This window comes from Parasphingorhabdus pacifica (genome assembly GCF_054779195.1).
The window spans coordinates 1-16,367 of sequence record NZ_BAAGYS010000009.1; the positions used below are offsets into that span (position 1 = coordinate 1).

The window sequence follows — 16,367 nt, forward strand, 5'->3', positions numbered from 1 at the left end:
CACCATCGTCCCCGCCACCAAACCCACCAAGACCCGACCAAAACCACCTAAGTAAGCGGTATTGGATCTAGGCCGTGTTTAGGAAGTGGTTTTGGCGAGGGCGCGTAGCCAGATGTCGATTGTGGCGACGTGCACGGTGGCTTCTTAGCAAGGGCAACTGAGACTGCCCAACACGAAAACGGCCCTCACCATGCTTGGTGAGGGCCGTTTTCGCAGCTCTGGAGCGGTGGCCAGGGGCGGGGTCGAACCGCCGACCTTCCGCTTTTCAGGCGGACGCTCGTACCAACTGAGCTACCTGGCCGTTCGCGCCCGGCTACAAGCCGATCGCTATGGCGACCCAGACGGGACTCGAACCCGCGACCTCCGCCGTGACAGGGCGGCGCGCTAACCAACTGCGCTACTGGGCCATGTTCTGTTGTAGCGTACCCCCAACGGGATTCGAACCCGCGCTACCGCCTTGAAAGGGCGGCGTCCTAGGCCGCTAGACGATGGGGGCTTGGCCGATTCGAAACCGACCCGGCCTCACCCTCAACCGGCTTTCCCTTTTCTGGGGCGCCCCGTTGGGAGTGATTAAAGCTTACGACACCGCTTTCCGGCGTCTCACACGGGGGGGTCCCTTTGGCCGTCATGCCCCCCGGGTCGGCCACGAAACCGACCCGGCCCGTTGGCTCACATTCAACACCTGACCTGCCATTTCAGCAACAAGCAACCACGTTCGGCCGAACTCGGCAAACCGCCGAAGGAGGCCCCGAAAGCGACGAGGAACCGACAAAACGGACACTCCTCGGCCATGATCGATTTCTGTGATCTGGGCCTCATCGAGGACGGCTCGGATTGAGCAACCGCGACAACCGGCGGGTCCGCAACCAGTCGGCCGTGGCGATCCCGCCGAGCAACAACCGCCAGACCTCGTGGATCCGGTCGGCCACCCCGACATCCGACCCGTCCCGGGCCAGCCCGACAGCCCAGGTCCCGACCAACGAGGCGTGCACCGTGCGGGCGGCCGCCTCCGGGGCGACTCCGGAGTGGAGCAAGCCGCGTTCGGCGGCATCGCGGAGAAACCCGTGGAGCACCTGCTCCCAGTCCACCGATTCGGGCTGACCGGCGGCGACGGGCAGCGAACACAACCGCGTGCCCGCCCGCAGAACCACGTCGCGTTCGAGCAACCGGGTCACCTCACCGGTCAGTCCGACCACCGTGGACAGCGGGTCCAGACCCCGACTCTCCCAGCGCTGCCGCAGCCTCGACCAGCTCTGCGCCTGGAATCGGAGCAGCTCCGCGGCGACCGCTTCCTTGGACGGGAAGTGGAAGTAGAACGCACCCTTGGTCACCCCACCCCGGCGGAGGATCGCGCTCAGCGGCGTGCCGTCGTAGCCGACCCGATCGAACTCCTCGGCGGCAGCGACGACGATGGCATGGCGGGTCACTTGTGCCCGACGCTGCTGCGGCATGCACGACTCCGGCGAACGGAACGTCAACCGTGCGCGCTCTATCGAGCCACACAATCCACGAACGGGTGATCAACTTCGCCACTCGAAGTTACCCCGCCGCGCTTTCGGCCAACCATCCGCACCTGCAGTCGAGGACGAAACCTCAAACCTGGGCGAACCCGTTTCGCCCACGGCAGCGAGCGGGCGACCGCATGCCGATCGACCCGCCCGGATCCATCGCGAGACGCCCACCCGCAAGCGGCAGCGTCCCGCGACTACCGGGTCGGCGATCACCTGGTGACCGGCGGATCTCCGTCCTCATCGGGAACGAGTCCGAGCATGTCGAGGAGCTGCTTGCAGTCCTCGGCGCTCTCGGAGCTGCGAGCAACTGCCATCCTCGCCCGATGGACTTGGTCGGTTGATATCCGGCCGGGCTCACCGTTTCGCGGCGCGGGTACGCCCGCGGACGGTCGCGAGAGCCCGTCTTCCTGCTGCGACAAGAACTTCCGTACGTCGAGCGACCCGTACATGACGCCTCCCCGGCTCGGGTTCCGGCCGCAGGTTATCCACAGGTTCTCAACAGCCGCAGCCCCCCAGAGAGTGATTTGCAGCAACGCGGGGTAATCGCGTGGCGCCGTCGATCCACTTCGCCGAAACGCCGGAGATCACCTTGCCGACGGTCGTCGGCGCGGCCTCCGTCAGGGTCTGCGCAGGCCACCCGTTTCGCACGGACCACTCGAACGTGTTTCCACCTTGCAACCCTACCCCCCTAGGGTATACCTATGTATAGAAGTTCCCGTCGTTCCGCACGGCTCCACAGGAACGCGACGCGCCAGGAGGCGCGTGGAGCTCTGGTGGAGCAACACGAGCATCACCACGGTGCCCGGACCTGGCAAGGGTTACTGATATGAGTTTCGAGGTCAGCCGGGTACACCGGCAGCAACGGACGAGCACGCAGCGAACCGACAGCGAGAAGGGACGAGCCATGAGCACCCAGAGCTTCACCGTCGAAGGAATGACCTGTGGACACTGCGCCACCTCGGTCCGCGAAGAGCTCTCCGAAGCACCCGGAGTGCAGGACGTGCAGGTCACCGTCGAGACCGGCGAGGTAGTCGTCTCCGGCGACCAGCCCCTGAGCAAGGAAGCGGCGACCGCCGCCATCACCGAAGCCGGATTCGCGATCTCGCACTGGCCCGAGACCAACTGATCTCCCAGCCGAGGCTGGGCCACGAGGAGCAGCGATGACCAGCACGCAACTACCGGCCACGCGGACCGAACTGGCGGTCGGCGGGATGACCTGCGCCTCGTGCGCGGCACGCGTCGAGCGAAAGCTCAACAAGCTCGACGGCGTGCACGCCACGGTCAACTACGCGACCGAGCTGGCTCAGATCGAGCACGGCGAGAACGTCGGCCCCGACCGGCTCGTCGAGGTCGTCGAGGCGGCCGGGTACACCGCTACCGCCACCGCCGATGTCGAGACGGACGCGGACGCCTCCGCAGCAGAACCGGACGGGGAGATCGCCGCGCAGCGCAGGCGGTTCGCAGTTTCCGCGCTGCTCGGCACACCGGTGATCGTGCTGTCGATGGTGCCCGCGTGGCAGTTCACCCACTGGCAGTGGTTGGTACTCGCGCTCGCTTCCCCTGTCGTGGTGTGGGGCGCGTGGCCGTTCCACCGCTCCGCCGCGATGAACCTGCGGCACGGCTCCACCACGATGGACACGCTGGTGTCCATGGGCGTGAGCGTCGCTTTCCTCTGGTCGTTGTACGCGCTTTTCCTCGGCAAGGCCGGCATGCCGGGCATGACCCACGAATTCAGCCTGGTGCCGCGCCCGACCAGCAGCGCCGACATCTATCTGGAAGTCGCCGTCGGCGTGACCGTTTTCCTGTTGCTCGGACGCTGGCTGGAAGCACGAGCCAAGCGCCGGGCGGGTGCGGCACTGCGCGCACTCGTGGAGCTCGGCGCATCCGAGGCCACGGTTCTCCGGGGCGGCACCGAAGAGCGGATCCCGGTGGAACGGATCCGCGTGGGTGACGAGTTCCTGGTCCGGCCGGGCGAGAAGGTCGCCGTGGACGGCTCGGTGGTGCAGGGTTCCTCTGCGATCGATCAGGCGATGCTGACCGGTGAGTCGGTTCCGGTCGAGGTGGGCGTCGACGACGAGGTCATCGGCGGCACGATCAACACCGGCGGTCGACTCGTCGTCCGCGCGACCCGGGTCGGTGCCGATACCGAGCTCGCGCGGATGACCAAGATGGTCGCCGACGCGCAGAGCGGCAAGGCTCGCGTGCAGCGCCTCGCCGACCGGATATCCGCCGTGTTCGTGCCGGTCGTGCTGGTCATAGCCGTACTCACGGTCGCGGGGTGGCTGCTGGCAGGCGGTCCGGTGGATTACGCCGTGACCGCGGCCGTGACCGTGCTCGTTGTTGCGTGCCCCTGCGCGCTCGGGTTGGCCACCCCCACCGCGCTGCTCGTGGGAACGGGTCGCGGCGCTCAGCTGGGCCTGCTCGTCAAAGGGCCGGAGGTGCTGGAAGCGACCCGCCGGGTCAACACCGTGGTGCTGGACAAGACCGGCACGGTCACCAGCGGCCGGATGAGCGTCGTGGACGTGGTGCCCTCGTCCGGTCATTCCCGGGCGGACGTCCTGCGGGTGGCCGGGGCGCTCGAAGCGGCCTCGGAACACCCGATCGCCCGCGCCGTCGCCTCGACCGCTCGCGCCGAGGTGGGCGAACCGCGGACGGTGACCGACTTCGGCAACGTCGAGGGCATGGGAGTCACGGGGCGAGTCGACGGCGACCCGGCATTCGTCGGTCGGCACCGGTTGCTCGAATCGCACTCGATCGAGCTGCCGGAGGAGCTCGCTTCCGCGATCGGCACGGCAGAACGTGCGGGCCGCACCGTCGTCGCGGTCGCAGCGGACTCGAGGATGCTCGGCCTGATCGTCGTGGCCGACGAGGTGAAGCCCAGCAGCGCCGAGGCGATTCACCGGCTGCGGGGCCTCGGACTTCGCCCGGTGTTCTTGACCGGTGACAACCGGGCCGTCGCCGAGTCCGTCGCGCAGGCCGTGGGCATCGACGAAGTGCACGCCGAGGTCCTGCCGAACGAGAAGGTCGACGTGGTGCGGCGCCTGCAGGCCGATGGCCAGGTGGTGGCGATGGTCGGCGACGGCGTCAACGACGCTCCGGCCCTGGCCACCGCGGACCTCGGCCTGGCGATCGGCACCGGCACCGACGTGGCGATCGAGGCGGGCGACATCACGCTGGTGGGAGGCGACCTGCGCGCCGCGGCGGATGCCATCCGGCTCTCGCGTCGCACGCTCGGCACGATCAAGGGAAACCTGTTCTGGGCGTTCGCCTACAACGTCGCCGCCCTGCCGATCGCGGCGGCGGGACTGCTCAACCCGATGCTCGCGGGGGCCGCGATGGCGTTTTCCAGCGTGTTCGTGGTCACCAACAGCTTGCGGCTACGGCGTTTCCGCACGAGTTCAGCGGAAGGTGCGAGCGGAAGCGTTCCGATGACCACAGCCACCCACTGATCGTCGCGTTTTGTCCCCTGATCGGGCCGTACCGTGCCACAATCGGGTCGTTGGTCCCTTCCCCCGGGCCAACGATTGTGGAGATCCCCTCCGAGCCCCTGCGTCCTTCCCCCTGGCGCGGGGGCTCTCCACTGCGCGGCTCGATCGCATGATTGGTCCCACAGTCGTACGCGAGCCGCAATCGAACCGTTATCGTGTGGCCGTGGCTCTAGGACGAAAGACCGGACGCCGGCAACGCTCGGAAAGCAACGCCGCTCAGCAGGAGGCGGCCGAACCGGATCAGGAGCTCGATTCCTACCTCGCGGCACTGACCCCGGAGGACAGCGTCGAGAGCACCGGAACCGGCCGCAGGTTCGGCACTTCGGACGTGTACCAGCTTCGGCTTCCCCTGATGGCGAACGAGCAGCTCAAGGAGCTGGCCGCGCGTCAGGGCACCTCACCTGCCTCGCTCGCCCGCGAGTGGGTCATGCAGCACCTCGCCGACCTCAACTCCGGGCCACCCGACTGGCCGGGGCAGGACTCCGCAGGCCCCGAACGGGATGTTCGACCACAGGGCCAGCCGCCTGCTCAGCACGCGGCGCCCACCGAGGCGATCCAGGATCGGCTCGGTGGAGCGCGGGTTCAGGAAGGCGACACCGAGCTGACTATCCCCCACGACCAGTTCGCCAATCGTGGAGCCGCCGCCCAGCCGGACCCGTACAACGAGTTCCCGCAGGCCGACCCATACGGGCAGGCCGACCCGTATGCCCAGTACCCGCAGGTTGATCAGTACGGCCAGAGCGACCCGTACGGCCAAAGCGACCCGTACGGCCAGGGCGCCCCACAACCGCAGATGCCGCCCCACGGCGGGCCACCACCGAACAACCCCATGCCGCCGCAGGCTGCCTCCTACGGTCAGAACGATCCGTACGGCCAATATCCGCAGCCTGATCAGTACGGCCCGGCTGACCCGTACGGGCAGGGCGGCCAGTACGGTCAGGGTGATCCGTACGGGCAGGGTGATCCGTACGGCCAGGGTGATCCGTACAGCCAGGGCGACCCGTACGGCCAGGGCGCCCCACAACCGCAGATGCCGCCCCACGGCGGGCCACCACCGAACAACCCCATGCCCCCGGCAGGCGGCCCCTACCCGCCGAACAACCAGATGCCCCCGCAGGCCGACCCCTACGGCCAGTACCCGCAGGCCACCTCTCCGGTGACTCAGTTCCCGGAGGGAGACCAGTACTCACCGGAACTCGATCCGTACGGATCGCAGTACTACCGTTGACTTCCTCCCCACGTTTAAAGGCGGGGGATTCCAACCTTCACAGGTTGGGTTTCCTGTTATCGGGTCGGCTCGCGCCGCAACCGCATCGCGGGCCGACCGCAGGCGGAGGTGGCCCCGAACCCCTCCGCCTGCGGTCGGCCACCAACGGCCGCCCGTGCGTCACAAACCGAGTTCGCGAGCGATCAGCATCCGCTGAACCTCGCTGGTGCCCTCGCCGATCTCCAGGATCTTGGCATCGCGGTAGAAGCGGCCGACGGGGGTCTCGTTCATGAACCCGTACCCACCGAAGATCTGGGTCGCGTCGCGCGAGTTGTCCATCGCGGCGTTCGAGGAGACGAGTTTGGCGATGGCCGCCTGCTTGGTGAACGCCTCGCCACGAAGCATCCGCGCCGCGGCGTCGTAGTAAGCCAGTCGCGCGGTGTGCGCCCGCATCTCCATATCGGCGATCTTGAACTGGATGGCCTGGAACTCACCGATCCGGTGACCGAACGCTTCCCGCTCACCCGCGTAGCGCAGGCACTCGTCGACGCATCCCTGGGCGAGCCCCACGCTGAGCGCGGCGATCGCGACACGCCCCTCGGTGAGGATCGACAGGAACTGGGCGTATCCCCGCCCCTGCTCGCCGAGCAGGTTCGCCGCAGGCACTCGGCAGTCGTCGAAGGACAGTTCGTGGGTATCCGACGCATTCCAGCCGACCTTGGAGTACTTCTTGGCGACGGTGAACCCGGGTGTTCCCGACGGCACGATGATCGTCGAGATCTCCTTGCCACCCCCGGGTTTCTCACCGGTCACGGCAGTGACCGTGACGAAGCCGGTGATATCGGTGCCGGAGTTGGTGATGAACGACTTCGACCCGTTGATCACCCATTCGTCACCGTCGCGGACCGCGGTGGTCCGAGTCGCTCCCGCGTCCGAACCCCCACCGGGTTCGGTGAGGCCGAACGAACCGAGGATCTCCCCGGAGGCCAGTCCGGGTAGCCACTGGCGCTTCTGCTCTTCATCGCCGAAGCGGTAGATCGGCATCGTCCCGAGCGAGACGCCGGCTTCGAGGGTGATGGCGACGGAGGAGTCGATCCGGGCGAGCTCTTCCAGCGCCAGGCACAGAGCGAAGTAATCCCCGCCCATCCCACCGTGCTCCTCGTCGACGGGAAGCCCGAAGAGACCCATCCGTCCCATGGTGCGCACCAGCGGGTAGGGGAATTCCGCTCGTTCGTAGTAGTCGCCGATGACCGGGGCGACTTCCTTGCGGGCGAAGGTCTCCACGCTTTCGCGCAGTGCGGCGTACTCTTCGCCGAGCCGGCTGTCGACCATTTCAGGCACCCTCCTCGCGAGCGCTCGCGGTGACGACCGCCAGCGACTGTTCCAATCCGACTGACTGCCCTTTTCGGACTTCCACTTCGGTGACGACTCCGTCGAAGGGCGCGGTGATCGCGTGCTCCATCTTCATGGCCTCGACGACGAACAACGACTGCCCCGCGACGACCTCCTGGCCCTCGACCGCGTCGACGACCAGCACCGTCCCCGGCATGGGGCTGGTGAGCACGCCGTTCGTGTCCCCGGCCCGGTTGCCGGCGTCGGCCAGCAAGCGGTGTTCGGTCAGCGCCCAGGTCTGCCCGCCGGCGGCCAGCCATGTCGTGTCGCCGGCACGCGCACACCGGTAGCGGAGCGTGCTGCCGTCACAGGTCACGGTCAGCGAGTCGCCGTCCCGTTCGGCCCGCGCCAGGACCACCGGGCCGTCGTCCACCGAGACCTCCGCATCACTGGCACGGCCGCGCACCCGGACGCGGACCTCGCCGTCGATTCCGGCGAAACGCCATACGGTCCACGCGTGCGCGCCGAGGCGCCAACCACCCGGAAGTTCCCAAGGATCGATCACCGGGCCTTCCGGTTCGGCCTCGAGCAGGCGTTCCAGGGCACCGGCGATGTAAACCTCGTTCGGCCGCGTCGCGGTACCGAGCGTCGCGAATTCCCGCTCCACCAACCCGGTATCGAGTTGTCCGGCACGCACGTCCGCGTTGGCCAGCAGCGCCCGGAGGAAGCCGATGTTGGTGTGCAGCCCGAGTAGCACGGTTCCGGCCAGCGACGCGTCCAGCCTGCGCAGCGACTGATCGCGAGTGGGCGCCCAGGCGATGACCTTGGCCAGCATCGGGTCGTAGTCGGAGCCGACTTCGCTGCCAGCGAGCACCCCGGAGTCCACGCGAACCCCCGGGCCATCGGGTTCGTGCAGGCCGAGAACGGTTCCGCCGGTCGGCAGGAATCCCCGGTCCGGGTCTTCCGCGTACACGCGGGCTTCGACCGCGTGCCCTTCCAGGCCGAGCCGGTCCTGGTCGAACGCGAGTTCCTCGCCTTCGGCGACCCGAAGCTGCCACTCGACGAGGTCGACACCGCGCGTGCCGTCGATGGTCGCGACGAGCTCGGTCACGGGATGTTCCACCTGCAGGCGCGTGTTCATCTCCATGAAGAAGAACTCGTCCGGCCGGTCGGCGGAGACGATGAACTCCACGGTGCCCGCGCCGACGTAGCCGACCGCGCGGGCTGCTTCCACCGCTGATGATCCGATCCGTCGCCGGATCTGTTCGTCCAACAGCGGTGACGGCGCCTCTTCGACGATCTTCTGGTGCCGCCGCTGCAAGCTGCACTCGCGCTCGCCGAAATGGACGACGTTACCGTGCGAGTCGGCCAGGACCTGCACCTCGATGTGGCGCGGGGTGGCGACGTAGCGCTCGACGAGCAGTGCGTCGTCGGCGAACGCCGCGCGCGCTTCTCGCCGAGCGGAGGCGATCTGCTCGGCCAGTTCCGATTCGGCGTACACGGCACGCATGCCTTTGCCGCCTCCGCCCGCGGAGGGTTTGAGCAGCACCGGAAATCCGACTTCGACGGCGGCGGCCGCGACGTCGGCATCCGACATGCCGGGCTCGCTGCGACCGGGCACCACCGGGACACCCGCCTCGCGCACGGTGCTCTTGGCCCGGATCTTGTCGCCCATCGAGTCGATCGCCGAGGCGGGTGGGCCGATGAACGCGATGCCTGCATCGGCGCAGGCTCCGGCGAAGTCGGTGTTCTCGGCGAGGAAACCGTAGCCGGGGTGGATCGCCTGGGCACCGGTGCGCCGCGCGGCGTCGAGGATCCGTTCGACGGACAGGTAGCTCTCGACCGCCGCGCGGGGTCCGATGTGCACCGCCGTGTCGGCCTCTGCCACGTGCCGCGCGTCGCGGTCGGCGTCGCTGTAGACGGCGACCGATCGGATCCCGAGGTCGCGCAGGGTCCGGATCACGCGGACCGCGATCTCACCACGGTTGGCCACCAGCACCGTGTCGAAACGCCTCATGCTCACTTGCTCCACCCAGCCCCTCGCTTCGGTCCGGTCTTCGATGTGCGTCGGGCCATTCCAGGGCTCCCGCACCGGTCGGTCCCCGTTTTCACGGGTTCACATCCGGAAGACGCCGTAGCCGACGTCCGCCAGCGGGGCGTTCGCCGCGGCCCCGATCGCCAGCCCGAGGACGGTGCGGGTCTGCTTCGGGTCGATCACCCCGTCGTCCCACAGCCGTGCCGTGGAGTAGTAGGGATGGCCCTGGTGTTCGTACTGGTCGCGGATGGGCTCCTTGAAGGCTTCCTCGTCCTCCGCGGACCATTCCTGCCCGCGTTCGTCGTACTGGTCGCGGCGCACGGTCGCGAGCACCGAGGCGGCCTGTTCGCCACCCATCACCGAGACCCGGGCGTTCGGCCACATCCACAGGAACCGCGGCGAGTAGGCCCGGCCGCACATCGAGTAGTTGCCCGCACCGAACGATCCGCCGATGACCACGGTGAACTTCGGCACGCGCGCGCAGGCGACGGCGGTGACCATCTTGGCGCCGTGCTTGGCGATCCCGCCCGCCTCGTACTCCTTTCCGACCATGAACCCGGAGATGTTCTGCAGGAACACGAGCGGAATGGAGCGCTTGTCGCAGAGTTCGATGAAGTGCGCTCCCTTGAGCGCCGATTCGCCGAACAGGATGCCGTTGTTGGCCACGATCCCGACCGGGTGGCCGTGGATGTGCGCGAACCCGGTGACCAGCGTCGTGCCGTAGTCGCGTTTGAACTCGGCGAACCTGCTGCCGTCCACGATCCGGGCGATGACCTCGTGCACGTCGTAGGGGGTGCGGCTGTCGGTGGGCACGACGCCGTAGAGCTCGTCGGGGTCGGCCGCCGGTTCTTCCACGGCTGTGACCTCCCACGGCCGCGATGGCCGTGGCCCGAGGGTGCTCACGATGGAGCGCACGATGCGCAATGCGTCGGCGTCGTCGGCGGCGAGGTGGTCGGTGACTCCGGAGGTGCGCGAGTGCAGGTCGCCCCCGCCGAGCTCCTCGGCGGTCACATCCGCCCCGGTGGCGGCTTTGACCAGTGGCGGGCCACCGAGGAAGATCGTGCCCTGTTCCCGGACGATGACCGCCTCGTCACTCATCGCGGGCACGTAGGCGCCGCCCGCGGTGCAGGATCCCAGCACCGCCGCGATCTGCGGAACGCCCTTGGCGGACATCGTCGCCTGGTTGTAGAAGATCCGCCCGAAGTGCTCCCGGTCCGGGAACACTTCGTCCTGCATGGGCAGGAACGCGCCACCCGAATCCACCAGGTACAGGCAGGGCAGGTTGTTGTGCAGCGCCACTTCCTGTGCCCTCAGGTGCTTCTTGACCGTCATCGGGTAGTAGGTGCCGCCCTTGACGGTGGCGTCGTTGGCGACGATGACGCACTCCCGGCCGGACACCCGGCCGATCCCGGTGATGATCCCCGCCGAGGGAGCGTCGTCGTCGTAGAGCCCGCGCGCGGCCAGCGGGGAGAGCTCCAGGAACGGGGACCCGCGGTCGAGGAGGGCGTCCACCCGGTCCCTCGGCAGCAGCTTGCCGCGTTCGACGTGTCGTTGCCGCGATTTCTCCGAGCCGCCTCGGCGGGCGTGGTCGAGTTCGCGATCGAGGTCCGCGACGAGTTCCGCGTGGCTCTTCGCGTGTTGCGCGAAGGCCTCCGCGGTCGGGTCGGCGGCTGTGGGCAGGACCGGCGCATCCATGTGTCGTGGACACCTTCCGCATCGGTGGGGTTAGTCATCGTTAACCCGTCGGATGTTAACGACTACTAACACCTTTCGTCTAGTATCAGCGGACAATGACCGAAGAAGCCACCGCAGAAATCGGCAAGTCGAGCCGACGAGACCAGATCCTCGCCGCGGCCGCCGAGCTGTTCGCCCGCTATGGATTCCACGGCGTCGGCATCGACGACATCGGTGCCTCCGTCGGCATCTCCGGTCCTGCCCTATACCGGCATTTCCGCAGCAAAGACGCAATGCTTGCCGAAATGCTCACTCGAATCAGCGATAGACTGCTGCACGGCGGGCAGTCCCGGGTGAACGGCTCGGACGAACCGCACCGGGCCCTGGAGCAGTTGGTGCGCTGGCACGTCGAGTTCGCCCTCTCCAACCCGGCGCTGATCACCGTGCACATGCGCGACCTGGACAGCCTCGCCAGCTCCGACCACCACCGGGTGCGCGAACTGCAGCGCGCCTACGTCGAGGTCTGGGTCGGCACGCTGCGTTCCGTCCGCCCCGACCTGGACCGGCCGACCGCCAGGGCCGCGGCCCACGCGGTGCTTGGGCTGATCAACTCCACCCCGCACAGCACGTACCTCGACCGGGACGCGATGTCCGCGCTGCTACACCGGATGGCCCTCGACGCGCTGCTCCCGACAACCCGACCGCAGCCCGATTCCGCACGCCGGCGGTGATCCGCGCTCCGAGGTCGGACGCTCACACCGGCTCGCCGTCGACCTCGGTCCGCACCCCGTCCGCGAGGAAGCACAGCCGCCCGGCGATCGCCGTCGCCTCGTCGAGCGGCACCGGGTAACTCCACGCCGCATCGCTGATCACGGCGTCTCCGGCCCGCAGCGCGTGGTACGAAGCCCTCCCCTTGTACGGGCAGCACGTGTGGGTCGCGCTCGGCTCCAACAAGTCGACCCGGACGTCTTCACGCGGAACGTAGAACCGGTTCGGCAGTCCGGTCTCGGAAAGCAGGCGGGCATGCCGTGTCTCGGCGACCAGCACCTGCCCGGCGAGCACGCGGACGTGGCGAGTGGTGTCGCGGATGTCCACCCGGTGATACGGGTCGCGGAGGTGCCCGAAGACCTCCTCGTCCTCGTCGAACCACCCGTCCATCGAGTTCCACTCGACCGACAGGTGGTCGGCCAGCCAGCCGGCCTCCGGTAGCGGATCCGGGTACTGCCACACCGCGTTCTCCGCCACGCGCTCACCTGCACGCACGGAAAAATAGGACGCATCACCTTTGAACGGGCAGTGCGTCCGATGCGTGGTCGACTCCAACAGCGCGGTGTCGACGTCCTCCCGCGGCACGTAGAGCTGCGGCAACAGGTTGCTTTCGTGCAAGAGCTTCGCGTTGTCACTGTCCAGTACCAACCGCTCACCGAGCACCGCCCGGACACGCCGGGGGAAGTGTTGCCAGAACAACCGGTGCCGGGGACCGTCGATTCGGTAGTTGACCGTTTCCGGCGGTCGCGACGTGAGCGGGCCGCCGCCGAGCGTGAGAGCCATCCAAACCTCCGTTTGGTCGAAAGGGTGAGCAGCGGTGCCGAACACCGCCCCCAGCACACACCTTTTGCGGGCTCCGCGCGCGGGGTCAAGACTGGTCAGCAGGTCAGCGATGCGAGGGAGACCGGCATGGCCACAGTGAGGACGCGTCCGAGCCCGATACCCACCCGCGCGTTCACGTGGAAGCGGCCGATCAAGGGCTCGCGCATGTTGCCGTGGCTGCGCACCACCGACCCCAAGCAGATCGGCCTGCTCTACCTCGTCACCGCGTTCGCGTTCTTCGTGATCGGCGGCGCGATGGCGCTGCTCATCCGCGGGGAACTGGCGCAGCCGGGCCTGCAGTTCCTGTCCCAGGAGCAGTACAACCAACTGTTCACCATGCACGGCACGATCATGCTGCTGCTGTTCGCGACACCGATCGTGTTCGGCTTCGCCAACTTCATCCTGCCGCTGCAGATCGGCGCTCCGGACGTGGCGTTCCCCCGACTCAACGCCTTCTCGTACTGGCTGTTCCTGTTCGGCGGGCTGACCGTGCTCGCCGGGCTCGCCGTGCCCGGTGGCGGCGCCGACTTCGGCTGGACCGCCTACACGCCGCTGTCCACCGACATGTTCAGCGGTGGCACCGGCGGAGACCTGTGGGTCACCGGGCTACTGGTCAGCGGCCTCGGCACCATCCTCGGCGCGGTCAACATGATCACCACGATCGTCTGCCTGCGAGCCCCCGGCATGACGATGTGGCGGATCTCGATATTCACCTGGAACATCCTGGTCACCAGCATCCTGGTGCTGATCGCGTTCCCGATCCTCACAGCGGCGTTGATGGGCCTGCTGGCGGACCGCCACCTAGGCGCGCACGTGTTCGACCCGGCCAACGGCGGAGCGATCCTCTGGCAGCACCTGTTCTGGTTCTTCGGCCACCCCGAGGTCTACATCGTGGCGCTGCCGTTCTTCGGCATCATCACCGAGATACTCCCGGTGTTCAGCCGCAAACCGCTGTTCGGCTACACCGGCCTGGTCTTCGCCACCCTGCTCATCGGTGTCCTGTCGGTCGTCGTGTGGGCCCACCACATGTTCGCGACCGGTGCGGTGCTGCTGCCGTTCTTCTCCTTCGCCACGTTCCTGATCGCGGTGCCGACCGGGATCAAGTTCTTCAACTGGATCGGCACGATGTGGCGAGGTCATATCACCTTCGAGTCCCCGATGCTGTTCTCGATGGGCTTCCTGGTGACCTTCCTGCTCGGCGGGCTCACCGGCGTGCTGCTGGCCATGCCACCGGTCAACTTCCACGTCACCGACACGTACTTCGTGGTGGCCCACTTCCACTACGTGCTGTTCGGCACGATCGTCTTCGCGGTCTTCGCCGGGGTGTACTTCTGGTTCCCCAAGTTCACCGGCCGGATGATGGACGAAGGACTGGGCAAACTGCACTTCTGGTTGACCTTCATCGGCTTCCACGTCACCTTCCTGGTGCAGCACTGGGTGGGCGATGAGGGGATGCCTCGCAGGTACGCCGACTACCTGCCCAGCGACGGGTTCACCACGCTGAACGTGATCTCCACCGTCGGGGCCTTCGTGCTCGGCGCCTCGATGCTGCCGTTCATCTGGAACGTGATCAAGAGCTACCGGTTCGGCGTGCTGGCCAACGTCGACGACCCGTGGGGACACGGAAACTCGCTGGAGTGGGCGACCCCGTGCCCACCGCCGCGGCACAACTTCACCGAACTGCCGCGCATCCGCTCCATCCGTCCGTCCTTCGAACTGCACTACCCGCACATGGCCGAGCGACTCGAGAGCGAGGCTCACGCCACGCTCGGCGGTCGGAACAAATCGACCAAACCGCCCGAGTCGGGCGAGTAGCGCAGCCGCTCCCCGTCACGAGCTCGACTGAACGAGTGACCGGGTAGTGGCCCGGTTCATAATCGGTTCAGGAACAGGCGCTCGCCCACTAGTGTTGAACCTGCGCGGGAGCCACCGGCAACCGACGCCCCACGACTTCATCGGCGGGGCGGGTTCCGCAGCGCAGCGGACCCGGCGCATCCGGCGTGAGCACGGACCGATCGCCACATCATCGACCACCCGTCGAACGAGCAGGACGTCGAGCGGACAGGACGTCGGGCCGACGGGACCGTCGAACAGGCAGGACCGTCGAACGAGCAGGACCATCGCGCACGAGCTACACCATCGCGCACGAGCAGGCCCTCGTCCGAACCGCGCGCCAACGCCGGTGCGGGTTCCCGCGCACCACCCGGAACGACCCCGGAACGACCACGGACCACTCCTAGACCCTCAGGGAGAATCGTTGCCTGTTGCCTTGCTGGCACTCGCCATCGCCGCTTTCGGCATCGGAACCACCGAGTTCGTGATGATGGGGCTGCTGCCCGAAGTGGCCTCCGATATGCAGGTCTCGATCCCGGCAGCGGGTGGATACATCTCGCTGTACGCCATCGGCGTTGTGGTCGGCGCCCCACTACTCACCGCGGCGGGCATGCGCACCCGACGCAAGACGATGCTGCTGAGCATGATGGCGCTGTTCACGGTCGGCAACGTGCTTTCCGCGCTCGCCCCCACCCACTCGCTGCTGCTCGCCGCACGTTTCGTGGCCGGCCTGCCGCACGGGGCTTTCTTCGGGGTCGGCGCCGTGGTCGCCGCCTCCCTAGTTGCCCGGGACAAGCGCGCCCAGGCCATCTCGATGATGTTCATCGGCCTCACCGTCGCCAACATCGTCGGTGTTCCGGCCGGCACCCTGGTCGGCCAGCAACTCGGCTGGCGCTGGACGTTCGGCCTCGTCGCCCTCATCGGCCTGGTCGCCATGGCTGCCGTCGGCGCTCTCGTCCCGCAACAGCCGAAGCCCACCGACGTCAGCCTGCGCGGTGAACTGGTCGCGTTCCGACGCCCGCAGGTCTGGCTGGCCTTCGCCGTGGTCGTGTTCGGATTCGCCGCGACCTTCTCGTTCTACAGCTACATCAAGCCGCTGCTCACCGACGTAACCGGCTACACGCCCACGGCGGTGACGGTACTGCTCGCGCTGTTCGGTGTGGGCATGACCGTCGGGACGGTCATCGGTGGCCGCTTGGCGGACCGGGCGCCGATGCGCACGCTGTACGTGTTCCTCGCCGCGCTGGCCGTGTCGCTGACCATGTTCCTGTTCACCTCGCAGAGCATGGTGCTGGCCGCGCTGAACGTGTTCCTCGTCGGCGCGACCGGCTTCGCCGCGATCCCCAGCATCCAGGCCCGCATCCTGGACCAGGCGAAGGAAGCTCCCGCACTGGGTTCGGCCGCGATCCAGTCCACGTTCAACATCGCCAACTCGCTCGGTGCCTACCTCGGTGGCCTGGTCATCGCAGGCGGGTTCGGCCTGGTCTCGCCCAGCTGGGTGGGTGCGCTGCTGGCCCTGACCGGTCTCGGCTTCGCCCTGCTCTCCGGCTGGCTGGACAAGCGCCCCAACGCCACCGAGGTCGTGGCCACGCACCGATCCGTCACCTCCGAGCAGACCGCCGGCCCCGCGGTCGAATCCGAACCGAGCCGGGCCGGGTGACGCGGGATCGCTGGCCGGTCACTCCGCCCCGTGCTGT

At 67.8% G+C, this 16,367-nt stretch carries 12 protein-coding genes and 3 tRNA genes; 6 read left to right on the top strand and 9 right to left on the bottom strand.

Features of this window, described 5'->3' with window-relative positions; translation table 11 throughout:
* Nucleotides 1-227 precede the first annotated feature (227 nt).
* From ACYVAN_RS15005 to ACYVAN_RS15025, 5 genes are all read right to left on the bottom strand, one after another.
* A tRNA-Phe gene (locus ACYVAN_RS15005) sits at nt 228-301 on the bottom strand.
* Nucleotides 302-330: 29 nt separating this feature from the next.
* A tRNA-Asp gene (locus ACYVAN_RS15010) sits at nt 331-407 on the bottom strand.
* Between the two features lie 16 nt (nt 408-423).
* A tRNA-Glu gene (locus tag ACYVAN_RS15015) sits at nt 424-496 on the bottom strand.
* Between the two features lie 319 nt (nt 497-815).
* Complete coding sequence (locus ACYVAN_RS15020) at nt 816-1,451, bottom strand: ScbR family autoregulator-binding transcription factor (protein WP_460959989.1); 636 nt, start codon at nt 1,449-1,451, stop codon at nt 816-818.
* 269 nt (nt 1,452-1,720) lie between these two features.
* Nucleotides 1,721-1,960 carry a hypothetical protein gene (locus tag ACYVAN_RS15025; protein ID WP_460959991.1) on the bottom strand — a complete coding sequence of 80 codons (240 nt, stop codon included), beginning with the start codon at nt 1,958-1,960 and terminating at the stop codon, nt 1,721-1,723.
* A gap of 377 nt (nt 1,961-2,337) precedes the next feature.
* On the opposite strand from ACYVAN_RS15025, the gene ACYVAN_RS15030 reads away from it, so the two are divergent.
* From ACYVAN_RS15030 to ACYVAN_RS15040, 3 genes are all read left to right on the top strand, one after another.
* Nucleotides 2,338-2,637 carry a heavy-metal-associated domain-containing protein gene (locus ACYVAN_RS15030; protein WP_460959993.1) on the top strand — a complete coding sequence of 100 codons (300 nt, stop codon included), beginning with the start codon at nt 2,338-2,340 and terminating at the stop codon, nt 2,635-2,637.
* 34 nt (nt 2,638-2,671) lie between these two features.
* Entirely contained in the window at nt 2,672-4,960 is a 2,289-nt protein-coding gene (locus tag ACYVAN_RS15035; protein WP_460959995.1) for a heavy metal translocating P-type ATPase, read from the top strand.
* 202 nt (nt 4,961-5,162) lie between these two features.
* On the top strand, nt 5,163-6,227 hold the full coding sequence (locus tag ACYVAN_RS15040; protein WP_460959997.1) for a hypothetical protein: 1,065 nt from the start codon (nt 5,163-5,165) through the stop codon (nt 6,225-6,227).
* A gap of 159 nt (nt 6,228-6,386) precedes the next feature.
* Here ACYVAN_RS15040 and ACYVAN_RS15045 read toward each other — a convergent pair whose 3' ends face one another.
* The 3 genes from ACYVAN_RS15045 to ACYVAN_RS15055 form a co-directional block, all read right to left on the bottom strand.
* The gene (locus ACYVAN_RS15045; RefSeq protein WP_460959999.1) at nt 6,387-7,538 is read right to left on the bottom strand and encodes an acyl-CoA dehydrogenase family protein; all 1,152 of its coding nucleotides are present in this window, start codon (nt 7,536-7,538) and stop codon (nt 6,387-6,389) included.
* 1 nt (nt 7,539) lies between these two features.
* A complete protein-coding gene (locus tag ACYVAN_RS15050) occupies nt 7,540-9,555 on the bottom strand; it encodes an acetyl/propionyl/methylcrotonyl-CoA carboxylase subunit alpha (protein ID WP_460960001.1) in 2,016 nt (671 codons plus the stop codon).
* A 99-nt stretch (nt 9,556-9,654) separates the two neighbouring features.
* The gene (locus tag ACYVAN_RS15055; RefSeq protein WP_460960003.1) at nt 9,655-11,268 is read right to left on the bottom strand and encodes a carboxyl transferase domain-containing protein; all 1,614 of its coding nucleotides are present in this window, start codon (nt 11,266-11,268) and stop codon (nt 9,655-9,657) included.
* 95 nt (nt 11,269-11,363) lie between these two features.
* On the opposite strand from ACYVAN_RS15055, the gene ACYVAN_RS15060 reads away from it, so the two are divergent.
* Nucleotides 11,364-11,978 (top strand): SACE_7040 family transcriptional regulator, encoded by a 615-nt coding sequence (locus tag ACYVAN_RS15060; RefSeq protein ID WP_460960005.1) that lies wholly within the window; start codon nt 11,364-11,366, stop codon nt 11,976-11,978.
* 22 nt (nt 11,979-12,000) lie between these two features.
* Here ACYVAN_RS15060 and ACYVAN_RS15065 read toward each other — a convergent pair whose 3' ends face one another.
* Nucleotides 12,001-12,798: a DUF427 domain-containing protein gene (locus ACYVAN_RS15065; RefSeq protein ID WP_460960007.1), complete on the bottom strand. Its 798-nt coding sequence runs from the start codon at nt 12,796-12,798 to the stop codon at nt 12,001-12,003.
* A gap of 126 nt (nt 12,799-12,924) precedes the next feature.
* On the opposite strand from ACYVAN_RS15065, the gene ctaD reads away from it, so the two are divergent.
* The gene (ctaD, locus tag ACYVAN_RS15070) at nt 12,925-14,652 is read left to right on the top strand and encodes an aa3-type cytochrome oxidase subunit I (protein ID WP_460960009.1); all 1,728 of its coding nucleotides are present in this window, start codon (nt 12,925-12,927) and stop codon (nt 14,650-14,652) included.
* Between the two features lie 442 nt (nt 14,653-15,094).
* A complete protein-coding gene (locus ACYVAN_RS15075) occupies nt 15,095-16,330 on the top strand; it encodes an MFS transporter (RefSeq protein ID WP_460960011.1) in 1,236 nt (411 codons plus the stop codon).
* Nucleotides 16,331-16,367: the final 37 nt, after the last annotated feature.